The 20,445-nt window shown below is 56.2% G+C and carries 21 protein-coding genes; 9 read left to right on the forward strand and 12 right to left on the reverse strand.

Annotation, left to right across the window (positions count from 1 at the left end; all coding sequences use genetic code 11):
• Window positions 1–382: 382 nt before the first annotated feature.
• Window positions 383–622 carry a septal ring assembly protein ZapB gene (zapB, locus tag INF77_RS18270; protein ID WP_028014842.1) on the reverse strand — a complete coding sequence of 80 codons (240 nt, stop codon included), beginning with the start codon at window positions 620–622 and terminating at the stop codon, window positions 383–385.
• Window positions 623–1,020: 398 nt separating this feature from the next.
• Between zapB and INF77_RS18275 the strand changes: the two genes are divergently transcribed.
• The 4 genes from INF77_RS18275 (at window position 1,021) to fpr (ending at window position 5,373) form a co-directional block, all read left to right on the forward strand.
• Entirely contained in the window at window positions 1,021–1,866 is an 846-nt protein-coding gene (locus tag INF77_RS18275; RefSeq protein WP_028014843.1) for an MIP/aquaporin family protein, read from the forward strand.
• A gap of 21 nt (window positions 1,867–1,887) precedes the next feature.
• Complete coding sequence (gene glpK, locus INF77_RS18280; protein WP_061096497.1) at window positions 1,888–3,396, forward strand: glycerol kinase GlpK; 1,509 nt, start codon at window positions 1,888–1,890, stop codon at window positions 3,394–3,396.
• A gap of 123 nt (window positions 3,397–3,519) precedes the next feature.
• Window positions 3,520–4,530 (forward strand): class II fructose-bisphosphatase, encoded by a 1,011-nt coding sequence (gene glpX / locus INF77_RS18285; RefSeq protein WP_028014845.1) that lies wholly within the window; start codon window positions 3,520–3,522, stop codon window positions 4,528–4,530.
• 96 nt (window positions 4,531–4,626) lie between these two features.
• Window positions 4,627–5,373 (forward strand): ferredoxin--NADP(+) reductase, encoded by a 747-nt coding sequence (gene fpr, locus INF77_RS18290; RefSeq protein ID WP_045260252.1) that lies wholly within the window; start codon window positions 4,627–4,629, stop codon window positions 5,371–5,373.
• On the opposite strand, the gene INF77_RS18295 is transcribed toward fpr, so the two are convergent.
• Window positions 5,374–5,793, reverse strand: a complete 420-nt coding sequence (locus INF77_RS18295; protein ID WP_028014847.1) for a DUF805 domain-containing protein — start codon at window positions 5,791–5,793, stop codon at window positions 5,374–5,376.
• A gap of 112 nt (window positions 5,794–5,905) precedes the next feature.
• Here INF77_RS18295 and INF77_RS18300 point away from each other — a divergent pair, with 112 nt between their 5' ends.
• Window positions 5,906–6,502, forward strand: a complete 597-nt coding sequence (locus INF77_RS18300) for a DUF1454 family protein (RefSeq protein ID WP_193532485.1) — start codon at window positions 5,906–5,908, stop codon at window positions 6,500–6,502.
• Between the two features lie 111 nt (window positions 6,503–6,613).
• Window positions 6,614–7,381 carry a triose-phosphate isomerase gene (gene tpiA / locus INF77_RS18305; protein ID WP_006808674.1) on the forward strand — a complete coding sequence of 256 codons (768 nt, stop codon included), beginning with the start codon at window positions 6,614–6,616 and terminating at the stop codon, window positions 7,379–7,381.
• 38 nt (window positions 7,382–7,419) lie between these two features.
• Here tpiA and INF77_RS18310 read toward each other — a convergent pair whose 3' ends face one another.
• The 6 genes from INF77_RS18310 to cpxP all read right to left on the reverse strand — a co-directional run bounded on the left by INF77_RS18310 (window position 7,420) and on the right by cpxP (window position 13,463).
• The gene (locus tag INF77_RS18310) at window positions 7,420–8,724 is read right to left on the reverse strand and encodes an SLC13 family permease (protein WP_193532484.1); all 1,305 of its coding nucleotides are present in this window, start codon (window positions 8,722–8,724) and stop codon (window positions 7,420–7,422) included.
• A gap of 73 nt (window positions 8,725–8,797) precedes the next feature.
• Window positions 8,798–9,541, reverse strand: coding sequence for a CDP-diacylglycerol diphosphatase (locus tag INF77_RS18315; protein WP_045630631.1), 744 nt, complete (start codon window positions 9,539–9,541; stop codon window positions 8,798–8,800).
• Window positions 9,542–9,648: 107 nt separating this feature from the next.
• Window positions 9,649–10,638: a sulfate ABC transporter substrate-binding protein gene (locus tag INF77_RS18320; RefSeq protein WP_028014851.1), complete on the reverse strand. Its 990-nt coding sequence runs from the start codon at window positions 10,636–10,638 to the stop codon at window positions 9,649–9,651.
• 134 nt (window positions 10,639–10,772) lie between these two features.
• Window positions 10,773–11,735, reverse strand: coding sequence for a 6-phosphofructokinase (gene pfkA / locus INF77_RS18325; RefSeq protein WP_028014852.1), 963 nt, complete (start codon window positions 11,733–11,735; stop codon window positions 10,773–10,775).
• Between the two features lie 174 nt (window positions 11,736–11,909).
• Window positions 11,910–12,803 carry a CDF family cation-efflux transporter FieF gene (gene fieF / locus INF77_RS18330; protein WP_028014853.1) on the reverse strand — a complete coding sequence of 298 codons (894 nt, stop codon included), beginning with the start codon at window positions 12,801–12,803 and terminating at the stop codon, window positions 11,910–11,912.
• 153 nt (window positions 12,804–12,956) lie between these two features.
• Window positions 12,957–13,463, reverse strand: a complete 507-nt coding sequence (gene cpxP, locus INF77_RS18335; RefSeq protein ID WP_028014854.1) for a cell-envelope stress modulator CpxP — start codon at window positions 13,461–13,463, stop codon at window positions 12,957–12,959.
• 150 nt (window positions 13,464–13,613) lie between these two features.
• Between cpxP and cpxR the strand changes: the two genes are divergently transcribed.
• Complete coding sequence (gene cpxR / locus INF77_RS18340; RefSeq protein WP_006179159.1) at window positions 13,614–14,312, forward strand: envelope stress response regulator transcription factor CpxR; 699 nt, start codon at window positions 13,614–13,616, stop codon at window positions 14,310–14,312.
• A complete protein-coding gene (gene cpxA / locus INF77_RS18345) occupies window positions 14,309–15,682 on the forward strand; it encodes an envelope stress sensor histidine kinase CpxA (RefSeq protein ID WP_003862003.1) in 1,374 nt (457 codons plus the stop codon). The genes cpxR and cpxA overlap by 4 nt, the downstream gene beginning before the upstream one ends.
• Window positions 15,683–15,734: 52 nt before the next feature.
• On the opposite strand, the gene yiiM is transcribed toward cpxA, so the two are convergent.
• Both yiiM and sodA read right to left on the reverse strand, forming a co-directional pair.
• A complete protein-coding gene (yiiM, locus tag INF77_RS18350) occupies window positions 15,735–16,409 on the reverse strand; it encodes a 6-hydroxyaminopurine reductase (protein ID WP_193532490.1) in 675 nt (224 codons plus the stop codon).
• A gap of 71 nt (window positions 16,410–16,480) precedes the next feature.
• Window positions 16,481–17,101, reverse strand: a complete 621-nt coding sequence (sodA, locus tag INF77_RS18355) for a superoxide dismutase [Mn] (RefSeq protein ID WP_003861999.1) — start codon at window positions 17,099–17,101, stop codon at window positions 16,481–16,483.
• A 288-nt stretch (window positions 17,102–17,389) separates the two neighbouring features.
• Between sodA and rhaT the strand changes: the two genes are divergently transcribed.
• Window positions 17,390–18,424, forward strand: coding sequence for an L-rhamnose/proton symporter RhaT (gene rhaT / locus INF77_RS18360; RefSeq protein WP_045630604.1), 1,035 nt, complete (start codon window positions 17,390–17,392; stop codon window positions 18,422–18,424).
• Here rhaT and rhaR read toward each other — a convergent pair whose 3' ends face one another.
• Window positions 18,425–19,273, reverse strand: coding sequence for an HTH-type transcriptional activator RhaR (gene rhaR / locus INF77_RS18365; protein WP_193532483.1), 849 nt, complete (start codon window positions 19,271–19,273; stop codon window positions 18,425–18,427). It abuts the gene before it with no gap.
• Between the two features lie 73 nt (window positions 19,274–19,346).
• Window positions 19,347–20,183 (reverse strand): HTH-type transcriptional activator RhaS, encoded by an 837-nt coding sequence (rhaS, locus tag INF77_RS18370; RefSeq protein WP_041911785.1) that lies wholly within the window; start codon window positions 20,181–20,183, stop codon window positions 19,347–19,349.
• Window positions 20,184–20,445: the final 262 nt, after the last annotated feature.

Below are 20,445 nucleotides of genomic sequence, written 5' to 3' on the forward strand. Positions count from 1 at the left end.
CATTATGATGCAGCGTCCCTTTCCGCCATTTCGCACATGGGCATCGGTCCAGGGAAAGGTGTAACCACAACCGTAAAGCAGCCTTTAACCAGGCTTGTGTCCACCGACTTATCACCGGTGGTGAACGGTGGAGCGGTTAGCCGCAGGGACCGCATAATGAAACGCTATTTATGTATCGCGTTCATTGTCGCCAGCGTACTCGTTGTAAAAAGTGATGAACCGATCGGGTTTGTTGCGTTTACCACGACAGCGCAGGACAAGTAGCGTTAAGGCCGCCTTGGGCGGCCTTTTTTATGGTTGGATGTCAGTCAGCGAGAACCATAAAAAAAGCCGGGTGGCGGCGTCGCCTTACCCGGCCTGTTCAGTTCATCCCCAGTGGGAATCAGACTTCTTCCATACGTCCCAGCAGCGCCTGCAGGCGATCCTGCCAGCCGTTCTGCTGTTCGCGCAGTTGGTTGTTTTCGCGCTCCAGTTCTTCGCGGCCGTGCTGAGCGTTCTGAACTTCCTGCGCCAGGCTGTTGTTCTTCTCTTTCAGCTCTTCAATTTCCATCTGCAGCAGCGTGATGGTGTCAATCGCCTGCTGTACTTTCGCTTCCAGTTTCTCAAACACTTCTAAAGACATGATCCTACCTCTCCTGAATTGCAAGGCGACGCTTTAACGTAAACGCGCACAACATATGTTCCGATTGTATGGAGCGCAGTCGCCCCTGTCCAGCGGCATGCCACGCAGATCGCGGTTTGCAACACTTTTCGGCCTCGTCCTGGTGCGTTCGCGGCATATACCTCTAAGTTGTTAACCCATTCGTTAAAAAAATGATTCAGCACACCGTGCGCGACTGATGCAAAAACGCGCTTTATGGCGCGAAAACGCTCATTTTATTGACACAGACCACACATTTTAATTTCGATATTTCTCGTTTTTGCTCGTTAACGATAAATTAACACTATGTCTACAGGGCATCGTGGCTGTCACGGGCGGCCACGCTAACAATAAACATCAATTTTTTCAGGATTCCGATTATGAGTCAGACATCAACCTTAAAAGGCCAGTGCATTGCCGAGTTCCTTGGTACCGGGTTGTTGATATTCTTCGGAGTGGGCTGTGTCGCTGCACTGAAAGTGGCGGGTGCCAGTTTTGGTCAGTGGGAAATCAGTATCATCTGGGGTCTGGGCGTGGCGATGGCCATCTACCTGACTGCAGGGGTCTCTGGCGCACATCTTAACCCGGCGGTGACTATCGCACTGTGGCTGTTCGCGTGCTTCGACGGACGCAAAGTTGTTCCCTTCATTATTTCTCAATTTGCCGGCGCGTTTTGCGCAGCGGCGTTAGTTTACGGGCTTTATTACAATCTTTTCATCGACTTCGAACAGACGCATCATATGGTGCGCGGCAGCGTCGAAAGTCTGGATCTGGCAGGCATCTTCTCAACCTACCCTAACCCGCATATCAATTTTGTGCAGGCGTTCGCAGTTGAAATGGTGATTACCGCTATTCTGATGGGCGTCATTATGGCTTTGGGCGATGATGGTAACGGCATTCCACGTGGCCCGCTGGCGCCATTGCTGATTGGCCTGCTGATCGCCGTCATCGGTGCGTCCATGGGGCCGTTAACAGGGTTTGCGATGAACCCGGCGCGTGACCTGGGTCCAAAAACCTTCGCCTTCTTTGCAGGATGGGGCGACGTGGCTTTCACCGGCGGCAAAGATATTCCTTACTTCCTGGTACCGCTGTTCGGACCAGTCGTAGGGGCGGCACTGGGTGCATTTGGCTATCGCAAATTAATTGGTCGCCACTTACCGTGCGACACCTGTGTGGAAGAGGAGAAGGAAACGACTTCTACCGCACAACAAAAAGCTTCGCTGTAATCTGACTACGGGACACATACCATGACCGAAAAAAAATATATCGTTGCGCTCGACCAGGGCACTACCAGCTCCCGCGCTGTCGTAATGGATCATGACGCGAATATCGTCAGCGTGTCACAGCGCGAATTTGAGCAAATTTATCCTCGTCCAGGCTGGGTAGAACACGACCCGATGGAGATCTGGGCGTCACAAAGCTCCACGCTGGTGGAAGTGCTGGCGAAAGCCGACATCAGTTCCGACGAAATCGCCGCGATTGGTATCACCAACCAGCGTGAAACCACCGTGGTGTGGGAACGCGAAACCGGTAAGCCTATTTACAACGCCATCGTCTGGCAGTGCCGCCGTACGTCAGAGATCTGCGAACAGCTTAAGCGTGACGGGATGGAAGAGTACGTGCGTAGCGCCACCGGCCTGGTGGTTGACCCGTACTTCTCCGGCACCAAAGTGAAGTGGATCCTCGACCACGTGGAAGGTTCACGCGAGCGTGCAAAACGCGGCGAGCTGCTGTTCGGTACCGTCGATACCTGGCTTATCTGGAAGATGACTCAGGGACGTGTCCACGTTACTGACTACACTAACGCCTCGCGCACCATGCTGTTCAACATCAACACCCTGGAGTGGGATGACAAGATGCTGGACGCGCTGGATATTCCGCGCGCGATGCTGCCTGAAGTGCGTAAGTCGTCTGAAGTCTACGGCCAGACCAACATCGGCGGTAAAGGCGGCACCCGTATTCCTATCGCCGGTATCGCCGGTGACCAGCAGGCGGCGCTGTTCGGCCAGCTGTGCGTCAAGGAAGGGATGGCGAAGAACACCTACGGCACCGGCTGCTTTATGCTGATGAACACCGGCGAGAAAGCGGTGAAATCAGAAAACGGCCTGCTGACTACCATCGCCTGCGGCCCGCGCGGCGAGGTGAACTATGCCCTGGAAGGTGCGGTGTTTATGGCGGGCGCATCTATTCAGTGGCTGCGCGACGAGATGAAGCTGATCAGCGATGCGTTTGACTCCGAGTACTTCGCGACCAAAGTGAAAGACACCAACGGCGTGTACGTGGTGCCAGCGTTCACCGGTCTGGGCGCACCGTACTGGGACCCGTATGCCCGCGGCGCAATTTTCGGCCTGACGCGCGGTGTGAACTCAAACCACATCATTCGTGCGACCCTGGAATCCATCGCCTACCAGACGCGTGACGTGCTGGAAGCGATGCAGGCAGACTCCGGCATTCGTCTGCACGCCCTGCGCGTGGACGGCGGCGCGGTGGCCAACAACTTCCTGATGCAGTTCCAGTCCGACATTCTGGGCACCCGCGTTGAGCGCCCTGAAGTACGTGAAGTGACGGCACTGGGCGCGGCGTATCTTGCGGGTCTCGCGGTAGGCTTCTGGCAGAACCTGGACGAGCTGCAGGAGAAAGCGGTCATCGAACGCGAATTCCGCCCTGGCATCGAAACCACCGAGCGCAACTACCGCTACAGCGGCTGGAAGAAAGCGGTGAAACGCGCCCTGGCGTGGGAAGAGCACGACGAGTAAGCCTATATTCCCTCTCCCCTGGGGAGAGGGTTAGGGTGAGGGGCTCCAACCGTACCGGTCCCCTCACCCCTCCCCACTCTGTGATAAACTTCGTGCAATTCCTTTTGATTGTACGAGTCCCTCATGAAACGTGAACTTGCTATCGAGTTTTCCCGCGTCACCGAAGCAGCCGCCCTTGCAGGCTATAAATGGCTGGGTCGTGGCGACAAAAATACCGCAGACGGCGCGGCCGTCCACGCCATGCGCATTGTGCTTAACCAGGTCAACATCGACGGCACTATCGTCATCGGTGAAGGCGAAATCGACGAAGCGCCGATGCTCTACATTGGTGAAAAGGTCGGGACCGGCAAAGGCGATGCGGTGGATATCGCGGTGGACCCGATCGAAGGCACGCGCATGACGGCGATGGGCCAGGCCAACGCCCTGGCGGTGCTGGCCGTGGGCGATAAAGGCTGCTTCCTCAACGCGCCGGACATGTACATGGAAAAGCTGATTGTCGGCCCTGGTGCGAAAGGCGCAATCGATCTCAGCCTGCCGCTGGACGCCAACCTGCGCAATATCGCGGCGGCGCTGGCTAAACCGCTCAACGAACTCACCGTGACCATTCTGGCGAAACCGCGCCACGACGCCACCATCTCTTATCTGCAGGCACTCGGCGTGCGCGTGTTTGCCATTCCGGATGGCGACGTTGCCGCCTCTATTCTGACCTGCATGCCGGACAGCGAAGTCGACGTGCTTTACGGCATCGGCGGCGCGCCGGAAGGCGTGGTCTCTGCGGCGGTGATCCGCGCACTGGACGGCGATATGCAGGCGCGCCTTCTGCCGCGCCATGAGGTGAAAGGCGACAGCGACGAAAACCGTCGTATCGGTGAGGACGAGCTGGCGCGCTGCGCAGCGATGGGCATCGAAGCCAATAAAGTACTGGCGCTGAACGACATGGCGCGCAGCGATAACGTCGTCTTCTCTGCAACCGGCATCACCAAAGGCGATCTGCTGGACGGCATCACCCGCAAGGGCAACATGGCGACCACTGAAACGCTGCTGATCCGCGGTAAATCGCGCACCATCCGACGCATTCAGTCCATTCACTATCTCGACCGTAAAGACCCGGACGTGCAGACGCACATTCTGTAAAACCGTTTGATCGATAGAGCTTTCCGGCCCGAAGGGGCTGGAAATGTTTCCCACAAGTACGGAAGATAGAACAGAGAAACAGCACAGGAGAAGATCATGGCGGACTGGGTAACAGGTAAAGTCACAAAGATAGAATTCTGGACCGATGCGCTATTTAGTCTCACCCTGCATGCTCCCGTTCACCCGTTTAAGGCCGGGCAATTTGCCAAGCTGGGTCTGGATGTCGACGGCGAGCGCGTGCAGCGCGCCTACTCTTACGTTAACGCGCCGGATAACCCGGACCTCGAGTTCTATCTGGTCACCGTTCCTGACGGTAAGCTCAGCCCGCGCCTTGCCGCCCTTCAGCCCGGCGACGATGTGCAGATTGTGAGCGAAGCGGCAGGCTTCTTTGTGCTCGAAGAGATCCCTGACTGTGACACGCTCTGGATGCTGGCAACCGGCACGGCCATCGGTCCGTATCTCTCTATCTTGCAGTACGGTAAGGATCTGGAGCGCTTCAAAAACATCGTGCTGGTGCACGCCGCGCGTTATGCCGCAGATTTAAGCTATCTCCCGCAGATGCAGGCGCTGGAACAGCAGTACGGCGGAAAGTTAAAGATTCAGACGGTAGTCAGCCGCGAAACCGTAGCAGGAGCGCTTACCGGTCGCGTACCGGCGTTAATTGAGAGCGGCGCACTGGAAGACGCGGTGGGTTTACCGATGACGGCCGAAACCAGCCACGTCATGCTGTGCGGTAACCCGCAGATGGTCCGGGACACGCAGCAGCTTCTTAAGGATACCCGGCAGATGACGAAACATCTTCGCCGCCGGCCGGGCCATATGACCGCCGAACACTACTGGTGATCAGCGGTATTTCACCTCGACGGTATCTTTACCGTATTTATTTTCGCTCTGGGTGCCGATAAACGCGCCCAGATCGACAATCATCATCACGAAGATGACCGACGGCAGCAGCCTGCCCACGACCCACGGCAGGATGGAAGGCAGCATCGCCCAGTTCCCTGCCACCAGCATCCACGCCAGTATGATCAAAAATGCCCACGCGCCGGAGCGGCCGCGATCGTGCAGGCGTTTCACCACGACGGCCGCCGTTGGCCATAGCAGGCAGACCAGTGCAAATGCCGCCGTTTGCGTGCTCAGCCAGGCGTTATAAGCAACGAAAAAAAGAAGCAGCATGGCGACGACCCACGTCACCATCCAGACCCAGAAATCACGGCGTCCAATACGCCCTTTGAATGAAAACAGCCACTGCTGTATGGTCATGTAAGGTTCCTTATTATCGTTTAGCCCGCATTTTACCCTGGAGTTGTGACCTTTTGACAAGCCGACCAGATATCGTTTTAATCATGAGCACTTACGGCCAGGTGCAATGTTGATGAAAAATTCGGCACATTCTCTTTTCCTGTGTTTAGCGATGCTCGGCGCGGGTTTTCCGCTGCACGCCACCAACACCGCGGCCCCCACCACTGCGCCGTATTTGCTGGCGGGCGCACCGTCTTTCGATCAGTCCATCAGCCAGTTTCGCGAAGCTTTCAATCAGGCCAACCCAGGGCTGCCGCTGGATGAGTTTCGCGCCATTGATAGCTCGCGCGATACCCCTACACTGACCCGTGCAGCGAGCAAGATTAACGAGAATTTGTATGCTTCCACGGCGCTGGAGCGCGGTACGTTAAAAATCAAAAGCATGCAAATCACCTGGCTGCCGATTCAGGGGCCAGAGCAGAAAGCGGCTAAATCGAAGGCGCTTGATTACATGAGCGCGGTGCTGCAGGCGTTTACGCCTGCGCTGACGAAAAAGCAGAGCCAGCAAAAGCTGCAAAAGCTGCTGGCCGCCGGTAAAAACAAGCGGTACTACGCCACAACCGAAGGCGCGATTCGCTATGTAGTGGCGGATAACGGCGAAAAAGGACTGACCTTCGCCGTTGAACCGATTAAGCTGGCGCTATCTGACACCCTTGGCGGGGCCAATTAATGACAAAAAGCAAAGCCTTTCGAGGGAAAATCTCTATACTGATTCACAGACCATGCTGCCCGACAGGGCGGCCATATTCCTTAATTCGCTTATTTAGCGTGGAGAATTGAAATGCGACATCCTTTAGTGATGGGTAACTGGAAACTGAACGGCAGCCGCCACATGGTAAACGAACTGGTTGCAAACCTGCGTAAAGAGCTGGCTGGCGTGACCGGCTGCGCGGTTGCTATCGCTCCGCCGGATATGTACCTGGATCTGGCTAAACGTGCCGCTGACGGCAGCCACATCGTGCTGGGCGCGCAGAACGTTGACGTTAACCTGTCTGGCGCGTTCACCGGTGAAACTTCCGCTGAAATGCTGAAAGATATCGGCGCAAAATACATCATCATCGGCCACTCCGAGCGTCGCACCTACCACAAAGAATCTGACGAGTTCATCGCGAAGAAATTTGCCGTGCTGAAAGAGCAGGGTCTGATCCCGGTTCTGTGCATCGGTGAAACCGAAGCGGAAAACGAAGCGGGCAAAACCGAAGAAGTGTGTGCACGTCAGATCGACGCAGTGCTGAAAACGCAGGGCGCGGCAGCGTTCGAAGGCGCGGTTATCGCTTACGAGCCAGTCTGGGCGATCGGTACCGGCAAATCTGCTACCCCTGCGCAGGCTCAGGCAGTTCACAAATTCATCCGTGACCACATTGCGAAAGCCGACGCGAAAGTGGCTGAGCAAGTGATCATCCAGTACGGCGGCTCCGTAAACGCCTCCAACGCTGCTGAGCTGTTCACCCAGCCAGATATCGATGGCGCGCTGGTTGGCGGTGCATCCCTGAAAGCGGACGCTTTCGCGGTGATCGTTAAAGCGGCAGAAGCGGCTAAACAGGCGTAATGGCCTTTGTGGCGGGTGGCGCTTGCGCTTACCCGCCGCTACAAACGCCCTAACACGCTAAACCACAGATAATCCAGCGGCAGCAGCACCAGATACGTCGCAATCGCCAGCGCCAGGCAGAGCACCATCCCCGCCCTTGCAGGCACCTTTCCTAGCCCCATCGCCACCACAATCGGCGACGCCTGATACGGCAGCAGCGGCGTGGAATAGCCCAGTACCTGAATCATGATCACCGACAGCAGCGGGAAACCGGTCGCGTCCGAGAAGCTCTGCGCCAGCGTGGTGTACAGCGCCGGAACGCCGTTGGCAGTCATAATGAAGTTGAGTGCCGTAGTAATTCCGGTTAGCGCCAGGAAGCTGGTGAACGGTTTGTCCGCATCCAGCGGCATTATGCGCAGCAGCGCCTCGCCTACGGCCGCTCCGATACCCGTTTGCGTCACGACGATCGCCAGCCCGAGAATACCCGCAACGTAAATGCAGGTGCGCATATTTACCCCCGCCGAGAACTCCTCGCCGGTGATAAAACCAATGCGCGGCAGCATAACGATAATCGAGGCCGCCAGCCCCGTCCACGCAGGCCCCACGCCGTGCCAGCTCTCCGTCACCCACATCATCAGCACCACCAGCAGCAGCCAGGCGAGTCGTTTTTCGTCACGCCCCATCGGTTCAGACAGCGTGAAATCCTTCGCCGGTTTCGGGCTACCGGGGAACAGCCAGCAGATGAGGCCAATCAGAATCAGGCCTTTGAGAATACCGAGCACCGGCGTGTGCAGCAGCAGATACGGGACATAGTTCAGGTGAATGCCGTACGAGCCTTCCGCCGCGCCGCTCATGACCAGGTTAGGCACGTTGGCGGGCAGAATGGTGGCCGAGAGCTGGAAGGTACCGAAGCCGACTGCCAGCGCAAGGCCGAACCAGGCGCGGGAGCCGTCGGCAATACCGGCGCGTTTCGCCATCGCCGCGACAATGGGCATCAGCAGCGCAATACGCCCCATGTTTGACGGCATAACAAACGCCAGCGCGTAGCTGAGCAATACCACGCTCGCCACCATCAGCATCCAGGAGTCAGTGAGCTTTGCCGACAGCGCCCGGGCGGCCCTGTCCGCCAGGCCGGTTTTACGGATCGCCACGCCGAGCACAAAGCCGCTGAAGACCAGCCAGAAAGCCGACGAGGCAAAACCGCCAAAAATCACCTCCGGCGGGGCGATTCTGGCGGTCATCGCCGCCGTGAAAAACAGCAGCGCGGTGATAAATTCCGGCAACAGCGACGTCGCCCACAGCACGATGGTGACGCCGACGATCAGCGAGGGCAGCAGCAGAGGATGCGTTAACCAGAGCGACATACCTGTCTCCTGTAGATTTTTTCAGCAAGTCTACGGTGACAGGCAGCCTGAGTAAACGCGATTTATAGTGGGGTTACTTCAGGATAGCGCATTGATGATCCTGCAATTCCTCTGCCGACGCGCGGTTAAGCGTGAGCAGGTTACGCTCGGTCGCCAGCAAAACAAACGAACCATCCGACTGCTGCGCCATCGCCAGCGCGAAGCGTCCCATATGGTCGCGTGCTTCCGGCAGCTCTTCCGCCAGCATCATAAACGGACTGCGCTGGACCAGTTCATTCTCCGTCACCCGGCGTGCGAGGTACTCATGCCCTTCCAGCCCGCCCGGGAAGGGTAGCCACTGGGTGCTGATGTCTCCCTGCGCCGCGTTGAGCTTCTCACGCACGTCCGGGCGCAGGCAGGAGATATGGATATGGAAATGGTTTTGCGTGCGTCCGGTCGGTGAGTTAATCGTCAGCGAAATAGCGCTGTCCGGCACTTCAGAGCCACGCTTCAGGGTCATAAAGCTGCGCGACTGCCACGCCAGCCAGAAGAAGTTTGGCGTATGAGGCTCGGTCAGGAGCGGGCTTTCGGTGCCGTTGATGCGGTACGTTGGCATCAGCAGATACTGCAGCGGCCCGTTGCGGTCCTTAAATACCACATAGCCCGCATCAGGCTTCACCTGCGCGCAGGGTGCCGGGTTACGGTGCTGCAGCTGATTAGGCAGACACTGGTCGAGGACGATATGGCGCAACGCATTCGGATTACCCGCTTTTATCCAGTACACGCCGCCTGCGGCAAGGGCGATGACAATCAGGATCAATAAGATAATTTTTTTCACAACGCGTTCCCTGTTTTCAATAGAGGCAAAAGAGTAACGCAAAATGATGACCAAATAAAAAACCCGGTGGATTTCTCACACCGGGTCGCCGTGTCGTTTGCTAACCGTTAGCGCTGGCTAATCTGGTCGAAGGTGCCGCCATTAGAGAAGTGCTCTTTCTGCGCTTTCGTCCAGCCGCCGAACACATCATCAATGGTGAAGAGCTTCAGTTTCGGGAATTCGCTGTCGTATTTCTTCGCGACAGCCGCATCGCGTGGACGATAGAAGTTCTTCGCCGCGATTTCCTGGCCTTCAGGCGAGTAGAGATACTTCAGGTAGGCTTCCGCCACCGCTTTGGTGCCTTTCTTATCAACGACCTTATCGACCACGGAAACGGTCGGCTCGGCGAGGATGGATTCGCTCGGAGTCACGATCTCAAACTTGTCTTTACCCAGTTCGTGGGTCGCCAGCAGGGCTTCGTTTTCCCAGGCAATAAGCACGTCGCCAATTCCGCGCTCGACGAAGGTGTTAGTGGCACCGCGCGCGCCGGAGTCCAGCACTTCAACGTTTTTGTACAGGGATTTGACGAACTCCTGTGCTTTAGCCTGGTCACCGTTGTTGTGGTGCAGCGCGTAGCCCCAGGCCGCCAGGTAGTTCCAGCGTGCGCCGCCGGAGCTTTTCGGGTTCGGGGTAATCACAGAAACGCCCGGTTTGATCAGGTCGTTCCAGTCCTTAATCTGTTTCGGGTTGCCTTTACGCACCAGGAAGACGATGGTCGAGGTGTATGGCGCGGAGTTGTCCGGCAGGCGTTTGATCCAGTTTTTGTCGATACGGCCACGCTCGGCGATAGCGTCGACATCATAGGCCAGCGCCAGGGTAACCACGTCGGCTTCAATACCGTTAATCACAGACGTTGCCTGCTTACCGGAGCCACCGTGCGACTGACGAACCACCACGTTATCGCCGGTTTCCTGCTTCCAGTGCGCCGCGAAGGCTTTGTTGTATTGATCGTACAGCTCACGCGTCGGGTCGTACGACACGTTGAGAAGTTGAATGTCCTTTGCCAGCACGCTGGTCGATGCCAGCAATAATGTTAACCCCACGCCCCATTTATTCATCGCCCAGCTCTCTTGTGTAGTGTTTTGATGAATGCAGCGTGCCAGAAAGCGAATCGATGATTAAAGAATAAAAAAAGATTGGCTATAACGTGGAGGAATAAAAGCCCTCTTCAGAAAGAAGAGGGCTCGAAGGATCAGTACAGTTTTTTCGCGCAGTCCAGCCAGTCACCTTTGAACGGACGCTTCATGTTTTCAATCGCGTCGATGATGTCATGGTGCACCAGCTGTTCGTTCTGAATACCGACGCAGCGGCCACCGTGGCCCTGCAGCAGCAGCTCGATCGCGTACGCGCCCATGCGTGACGCCAGAATACGGTCGTACGGGCCAGGGGAACCGCCGCGCTGGATGTGGCCCAGAACGGTCGCGCGGGTTTCGCGTTTGGTTTCGGTTTCGATGTACTTCGCCAGCTCGTCAACGTCACAGATGTGCTCGGTGATAGCCACAATCGCGTGTTTCTTACCTTTCGCGATACCGGCTTTGATTTCAGCAACCAGATCTTCGCGGCTGAATTCCACTTCAGGAACCACCACAAACTCACAACCACCGGCGATAGCCGCTGCCAGGGTCAGGTCACCGCAGTAACGGCCCATCACTTCAACGATAGAGATACGCTGGTGAGAAGAAGAGGTGTCACGCAGGCGGTCAATGGCTTCCACAACGGTGCCCAGCGCGGTGAAGTAACCGATGGTGTAGTCAGTGCCTTTGATGTCGTTGTCGATGGTGCCCGGCAGGCCGATGCACGGGAAGCCCATTTCGGTCAGACGTTTTGCACCCATGTACGAGCCGTCACCGCCGATAACGACCAGCGCGTCCAGACCACGCTTTTTCATGTTCTCGATAGCCACTTCACGGATGTGTTCGTCACGGAATTCCGGGAAGCGCGCAGACCCAAGGAAGGTACCGCCACGGTTGATCATGTCAGACACGCTGTAGCGGTCGAGCTGAACCATACGGTCTTCATACAGACCCAGGTAACCATCATAGATACCAAAAACTTCCAGACCTTCCGTCAGCGCTGCACGGACAACCCCACGAATTGCCGCGTTCATGCCCGGCGCATCACCGCCGCTTGTCAACACACCGATTTTCTTAATCATGACTACCTCTGAACTTAGGAATGCAAAATTGAAATCTGTTGCCGGAAGAAACTTATCGACCAACGAATACTGCAAATAGTATATCAATCCCTTCTGGCTGAATTGATTCAGGTCAGACCAAATGGCGGTAATTTATACACAAAATGCTGGCCTGGCTCACTTTTTTACAACGAATTACGAAAGCCCAACATGTCCGGGTACAACCGAGCAGGGATCCTGGTGAATGATGACGTCTGAACCAGGAAAACGCTGCAAAATCGCCTGCTCGACCTGCTCAGCAATAACGTGAGCCTGTACCAGTGGCAGGTTGTCTTCCATTTCAATATGAATCTGAATAAAGCGGGTCGGCCCTGACTGCCGCGTTCGAAGATCGTGTGCACCGCTGACGCCGGGCCAGGAGGTCACGATAGAAAAAATTTCGTTACGTTCTGAGTCCGGAAGAGCGCGATCGAGCAGTGATTGCACCGCGTCATACCCCATCCGCAGGGCGCTATATAAAATATAGATACCAATCCCTAACGCAAACAACGCATCGGCCCGATGCCAGCCATACCAGGCCAGACCGAGTGCAATAAGAATAGCCCCATTCATCATAACATCAGATTGATAATGAAGCATATCCGCCCGTACGGCCTGACTTTGCGTTTTGCGAACGACCCAGCGCTGGAACGTTACCAGAACAAGTGTGCTTATAAGTGCAATGACCGTGACGACCACGCCGACACCGGGATTGTTCATCGGTGAAGGCGAAACCAGATGCTGAATACCGGTCAAAAACAGGAACAGTGCAGAGCCAGAAATGAACATACTTTGCGCCAGCGCCGCGAGCGACTCCGCCTTGCCGTGCCCAAACGTGTGCTCTTCATCCGCCGGCTGCAGTGAGTAGCGCACCACCAGAAGATTGGTTAGCGAGGCGGCGATATCGACCAGTGAATCCACCAGCGCCGCCAGAATACTGACCGAGCCGGTATACCACCAGGCAAAGATTTTGATCAGCAGCAGGCCAGAGGCCATGACGGTCGCCGCAATGGCAGCCCGGCTTACCAGCCTTCCATAGGATTGATTCATAAACGCTCCTGTCATGTCATGCCGCTAGTATAACGGAAGCATGGGGAGGCAAAGGATGAATAAACGGTTAACAAATCAGAATGCAGGGCAAAAAAAACCCCCACATCATGTGGGGGAAGACAGGGATGGTGTCTATGGCAAGGAAAACAGGGTTTACTGGTTACTACGGGTACTGCTATTGCTACTGAAAAACGTCGCTTCTGAGCTTCGCTGCATCCGTGCAACCTCACGCAGCTGGTCCATACGCTGCTGATGTTTGGCATTCAAAACCGCTTGTTGCTCGGGCGTTAGCAGGTGGAACATCTGGTTGCGGACCTTCGCCATTTCTACCTGGCGGGCAACCTGTTCCTGTGCCATTTTTTCGGCCTGAGCGCGAACAGCGCTTTCGTCAAAATTTTCTGCGGTGACAAGGCGATGCATTGTCTCCATTTCGCTAACATTAACAGGGGGCTGGTCGTGTCGTGCCCTCTGCATCAGATCTCGCATCTGTTGACGCTGATGTTCGGTTAAACTTATGCCGTCAAACATATGGCTTTGGCTGCTGTGCTGCGTTGCGCCCTCTTGCGAGGAACCGTTATCGCCGATGATAGCTACAGCAGCCTGGCTAAACGCACTGAACGCCAGCGTTGAGGCCATGACGGCAGCGGTAACTTTGCGCATCACTTGCTCCCAAAATCTTTCGTGTCGCGATTCAACGAGAGACAGTCTACGATTCAGGCTGCAAACATGCGTCAGGGGGTGTAAAACAACGTAAAGTCATGGATTAGATAGCCTTGATGTCGTAATTTCTGCCTCGGAGGTATTTAAACAATGAATAAAATCCTGTTAGTTGACGATGACCGAGAGCTCACATCCCTTTTAAAGGAGTTGCTCGACATGGAAGGTTTCAACGTCCTGGTTGCCCATGATGGCGAGCAGGCGCTGAGTCTCCTTGACGACAGCATCGATCTACTTTTGCTCGACGTAATGATGCCAAAGAAAAACGGTATTGATACGCTGAAAGAGCTTCGCCAGACACACCAGACCCCCGTTATCATGCTGACCGCCCGCGGCAGCGAGCTTGACCGCGTTCTCGGCCTTGAGCTGGGTGCGGATGACTATTTACCGAAGCCGTTCAACGACCGTGAACTGGTGGCCCGTATTCGCGCGATCCTGCGTCGTTCCCACTGGAGCGAGCAGCAGCAGAATACCGACAACAGCTCGCCAACGCTGGAAGTGGACTCCCTGAGCCTGAACCCGGGCCGTCAGGAAGCAAGCTTCGACGGCCAGACGCTGGAGCTTACTGGCACCGAGTTCACACTGCTGTATCTACTGGCGCAACATCTTGGCCAGGTGGTATCGCGTGAACATTTAAGCCAGGAAGTGCTGGGCAAACGCCTCACGCCGTTTGACCGCGCCATCGACATGCACATCTCTAACCTGCGCCGCAAGCTGCCGGAGCGTAAAGACGGTCACCCATGGTTTAAAACCCTGCGTGGTCGCGGTTATCTGATGGTTTCTGCTTCATGATAGGTAGCTTAACCGCCCGCATCTTCGCCATCTTCTGGCTGACGCTGGCACTGGTTTTAATGCTCGTTTTGATGTTGCCAAAACTCGACTCACGCCAGATGACGGAGCTTCTCGACAGCGAGCAACGTCAGGGCGTGATGATCGAGCAGCACGTGGAAGCGGAGCTGGCAAACGATCCGCCGAACGATTTAATGTGGTGGCGCAGGCTGTTTCGCGCTATCGACAAGTGGGCGCCGCCAGGACAACGTCTTTTGCTGGTTACCAGCGAAGGCCGCGTGATTGGCGCCGATCGCAATGAAATGCAGATCATCCGCAACTTTATTGGCCAGGCGGATAACGCCGATCACCCACAGAAAAAGAAATATGGTCGGGTAGAGATGGTCGGCCCTTTCTCGGTACGGGATGGGGAAGATAACTACCAGCTCTACCTGATTCGCCCTGCGAGCAGTTCCCAGTCCGACTTCATCAACCTGCTGTTTGACCGTCCGCTTCTGCTGCTGATCGTCACGATGCTGGTCAGTTCCCCGCTGCTGTTATGGCTGGCGTGGAGCCTGGCGAAACCGGCGCGTAAGCTGAAAAACGCGGCGGACGAAGTGGCACAAGGCAATCTCAGACAGCATCCGGAGCTGGAATCCGGGCCGCAGGAGTTCCTGGCCGCCGGCACCAGTTTTAACCAGATGGTCAGCGCGCTTGATCGGATGATGACGGCCCAGCAACGCCTGCTGTCGGACATCTCGCACGAACTGCGTACGCCGCTCACGCGCTTACAGCTGGGCACCGCCCTGCTGCGTCGCCGCAGCGGGGAAAGCAAAGAGCTGGAGCGTATTGAAACGGAAGCGCACCGTCTGGACAGCATGATTAACGATCTGCTGGTGATGTCGCGCAACCAGCAGAAAAACGCGCTGGTGAGCGAAACGGTGAAAGCCAATCACCTGTGGCACGAGGTGCTGGACAACGCGGCGTTCGAAGCGGAGCAGATGGGTAAATCGTTCACCGTCAACTTCCCGCCGGGCCCGTGGCCGCTGTACGGTAACCCCAACGCGCTGGAAAGCGCGCTGGAGAATATCGTGCGTAACGCCCTGCGCTACTCGCACACGAAGATTGAAGTGGCGTTTTCGGTGGATAAAGACGGGATCACCGTCATTGTTGATGACGACGGTCCTGGCGTCAGCCCGGAAGATCGCGAGCAGATTTTCCGTCCGTTCTACCGTACCGACGAAGCGCGAGACCGTGAGTCTGGCGGCACGGGGCTGGGGCTGGCGATTGTAGAAACCGCCATGCAGCAGCACCGCGGCTGGGTGAAAGCCGACGACAGCCCGCTGGGCGGGCTGCGGTTAACGCTGTGGCTACCGCTGTATAAGCGTTCGTAACGGTATGTGCCGGGTGGCGGCTTCGCCTTACCCGGCCTACTTTCTACGGAACCTATTTCCCCCACAATCTCCGCGAACTACTCTCGATCTTCCCGCTTATACGCCGCTTTTGCATCGTTCTCGTCCAACTGGTAGACAACCCCGCCGCCGACAGCAGGCGATGATACTGTTCATCGTCAAACGGCATATGCCAGGCAATCGCGCAGGCGTCGTAAACGGACACGTCGCTCAAACGCGACGCGAGCTCAAGCGGGGCATCCGCAGATACTTGTCCTGCAAGCACCACGCGGTACAGCCAGCCGGTTTTACCCGCGTTTTGCAGCTGGGCCGACATAACCTGAATCCCGAAATGGTAGTTGAGCTTGAAGCACGGCGAGCGTGGCTGCGTCACCTGAATCAGAGCATCGCCCCAGCGATAAATATCGCCAATAAAGACGTTCTTTTCCGTCAGCCCTTCCGTTGAGAGATTTTCGCCAAACGCGGGCGCGACGAAGAGGTCCGCCTGCTCAGGAAATTCGGTTTTCCAGTGCTGATAGTGCTCGCGCGGATAGTGGCACAGCGCGCGATCGGGCCCGCCGTGGATTTTCTTTTCGGCCTGCTGGTCGCCCACAAGCCCGAGCTCGGTCAGCGACAGCTCACCGTCAACCTGCACTTTGGCGATGGCGCTCGGGCGGCTGCCGTCGTACTCCCTTACCTTGCCTGTAAACACGTTCACCGGGTAATGCATCGCTGCCTCCATTACGCAGATACAAAAAAAGCGAGTCATCAGACTCGCTTCTCACAGGCGTCAATGCAACCTTATTTTTTAGCGGCGAAACGCGCTGCTGCTTCGTCCCAGTTCACGACATCCCAGAACGCTTTGATGTAGTCAGGGCGACGGTTCTGGAACTTCAGGTAGTAAGCGTGTTCCCACACGTCCAGACCCAGGATTGGGAAACCGGATGCGCCAGAGATCGCTTCACCCATCAGCGGGGAGTCCTGGTTAGCAGTAGAAACCACTGCCAGCTTGTCACCTTTCAGAACCAGCCACGCCCAGCCAGAGCCGAAGCGGGTTGCAGCGGCTTTTTCGAATTCCGCTTTGAAGTTGTCTACGGAACCGAAGTCGCGCTCGATAGCCGCTTTCAGGTCGCCCTGCAGGGTGGTGCCGGTTTTCAGGCCTTTCCAGAACAGGCTGTGGTTAGCGTGACCGCCCGCATTGTTACGCAGTACGGTTTTCTTGTCTGCTGGCAGCTGGTCCAGCTTGGTGATCAGCTCTTCAACAGGCAGATTAGCGAACTCTGGCAGGCTTTCCAGCGCAGCATTCGCGTTGTTCACGTAGGTCTGGTGGTGTTTAGTGTGATGGATTTCCATCGTCTGCTTGTCGAAATGCGGTTCCAGTGCGTCGTAGGCATACGGCAGGGATGGCAGTGTATAACTCATAATCCTCTCCATTATTGTCGGGCGGCACAGCTGTTAATGCCGCGTAAGCAGTTGGTTCATTATAGTTAATTAAATGATATTGAAAATGATTATCAATGCCGTAGTTTTTATAAGGTTATTCGGTTTTTGAGAAATAAAAGAATTGTGAGTCTGCTCACGCGCTTAACGTGCTGATTGCCATTCAAAACAAAAGTGCGGCAACCTTCTGAAGGTTCCTGAACAGCCTAATTTTTACACTCATCAAGTCGGGGGGAAGCCTCCGGCTATAAAAACGATGAGGACGTAAAAATGAATCATGCGATTACGATGGGTATCTTCTGGCATTTAATAGGCGCAGCCAGTGCAGCCTGTTTCTATGCCCCGTTCAAAAAGGTGAAAGGCTGGTCGTGGGAAACCATGTGGTCCGTTGGCGGTACCGTGTCCTGGCTGATTTTGCCGTGGACAATCAGCGCCATGCTGCTGCCCGATTTCTGGGGCTACTTCTCCTCCTTCAACGCCTCCACCCTGCTGCCGGTATTCCTGTTCGGCGCGATGTGGGGCATCGGCAACATCAACTACGGCCTGACCATGCGCTACCTCGGGATGTCGATGGGTATCGGCATCGCGATTGGCATTACGCTGATAGTGGGCACCCTGATGACGCCCATTCTTAACGGCCATTTCGACGTGCTGATCAACACCCAGGGCGGCCGGATGACGCTGCTGGGCGTGCTGGTGGCGGTGATCGGCGTGGGGATCGTCACCCGCGCAGGCCAGCTAAAAGAACGCAAGATGGGCATCAGGGCCGAAGAGTTCAACCTGAAGAAAGGGCTGCTGCTGGCGGTGATGTGCGGGGTCTTCTCGGCGGGCATGTCGTTCGCCATGAACGCCGCCAAACCGATGCACGACGCCGCTGCGGCGCTGGGCGTTGACCCGCTGTATGTTGCCCTGCCAAGCTATGTGGTGATCATGGGCGGCGGCGCGCTGGTAAACCTCGGTTTCTGCTTCATTCGTCTGGCAAAAGTGAAGAACCTGTCGGTAAAAGCCGACTTCTCGCTGGCAAAACCGCTGATCCTTACCAACGTTCTGCTCTCCGCGCTCGGCGGCCTGATGTGGTATCTGCAGTTCTTCTTCTACGCCTGGGGCCACGCCAGCATTCCGCCGCAGTACGACTACATAAGCTGGATGCTGCACATGAGCTTCTACGTGCTGTGCGGCGGTCTGGTTGGGCTGGTGCTGAAGGAGTGGAACAACGCCGGACGTCGTCCGGTTGGCGTACTGAGCCTGGGCTGCGTGGTGATTATCATTGCGGCCAATATCGTCGGCCTCGGCATGGCGAACTGATTACGCTGCTTTTCGACTGCGATGACGCCACTGAACCGGCGTCATCCCCACCTCACGGTTAAACACCACCGAAAAGTAGTTACTGTCCTCAAAGCCGCAGCGCATCGCCACTTCACTGACCATCAGCTCCGTATGCTGTAACAGATACTGGGCGTGGCAGATGCGCAGCTGGCGCAGGTAATGGTTTATCGTCATCCCCGTCTGGGTGCGGAACTGCTGGCGCAGCGCGCGCTCGCTGCACTGCTCCTGCTCGCAGAATTTTTCCAGTACGAAACTCTTGTTCAGACTGCCCGCAAGCCGGGCGATCAGCTTATCCAGCAGCGCTTCCTGCGTGGTGGCGGAGGGATTATCCGTGGCGTAACGATGACGCTTCAGGGTCATCACCAGCTGAGCGAATAGCAGCTCCGACATCTGGTTTGCCACCGGGTCGCTCTTCTGGCTCTCCTGCTCCAGCTGGGAAATCGTCTGTCGAACCTGAGCCATGCCGCTGCTGCTTAAGCGCCAGTGTGGTTCGCCTCCGGCATTCAGAATGCCCGGAATGTTGCTCGCCCAGTCGACATTCAGTTTAAGCCTGTCAGGGCAGTAGATGACGTTCTGCAACACCAGATCGTTAACCGAGGCGTAGGCGTGTTTGTCTTCGGCGCGAATGTAAAACAGATCCCCGCGCGTGATGCGGTAGGGCCGGTCGTTGAGGACGTGAAGGCCGTTGCCGCGCCACACCAGCACCAGCTCGCAGAAGTCATGGGTGTGCTCGGCAAAGACATTTTGCGGGTAACGGTCGGCCACCGCGACGGCCTGACTCGCGGAGGCAAAAAAATCATCTTTGCGAAGAATTAACTGAGCGGCCACACCACAACCTCTACGGCGAATAACCGGGCATTATTAGCTTTTTTGCGGCCTGAAAACGGTGACTGCCCTCGCGTTACTGAAGCAACGCGTCTTTCCCCTGACGAATATCGCGCGGCGACCAGCTAAATTCCCGGCGAAATAGCGTCGAAAAGTGGTTACTGTCGCCGAAACCGCAGCGATAAGCAATTTCCGTAACGCTTTCGTCGGTATGCCGTAAAAGGTGACGCGCTTTGATCAGGCGCAGACGGTTAAGGTAACGCTGCGGCGTGAGCCCGGTATGCTGCTTGAGCTGACGATGCAGCGTGCGCAACGAGAGCGAAAAGTCGTCCGCCAGCGTTTCCCAGCAGACATCTTCAGCGAAATGATCTTCCAGCCAGGCCATAAGCTGGTTCAGCCGTGCGTCATTATTTTCCATCCCTTCCACCAGGCTGCTTCGGCGCAGCAGCACCAGCAGCTGCATAAACAGCAGCTCGCGGGTGGCAATCGCGTGCGTCTCCTGCCCGTCCTCGCTCTGCTCCATCTGGCTCACCAGCTGACGCACCTGCTGTAACGTGGATTGATTCACCCGCCAGTGCGACGGGTAGTGGCCGTCCTTCTCCTGCGGCAATAGCTGATTCAACCCGGAGAGAAACTGGAACGCGTCCGGGGAACGATAGAGCACGTTGGTCAGACACAGGTTGTCGGTATGTTCATACAGGTGTCTGTCGTGGTCGCGCACGAAGCACACCGTACCGCCGCTGATGGTATACGGCTGACCGTTGAATACGTGGATGCCTGTTCCGTGCTCAACAATCACAATCTCATGAAAATCATGATGATGCTCCGGGAACGCAGCCTGAGGAAGCCGTGGCTCAATCGCGACGGGAGAAGCCCCCGAAGGAAAAAAATCGACGCTGTGCAGTACGGTCATAACGGCCCCCACCAATGAGAAAAGTTCTCAAAATAGTAATTAAGGCCCTCCACGCTCACCTTAAATTTTTGACAGTAAACCGCGCAAAAGCTGCCGATTTTTCAAGAAACAGGCGGAAAGATCGGGAAATGCGGTCAGCGTCACACTGCCTGCAAACCCCGCCATTACTGGAAACTGTGAACTCCCTCACGTTCACCTTTGCTTTCTTGCCAGCGCGAGATATGGGCTGTCAGTGGAGAGAAGGTGGCTATTTCTTCCCTTT

The organism is Enterobacter cloacae complex sp. P1B (genome assembly GCF_014982345.1).
GTDB lineage: Bacteria > Pseudomonadota > Gammaproteobacteria > Enterobacterales > Enterobacteriaceae > Enterobacter > Enterobacter bugandensis.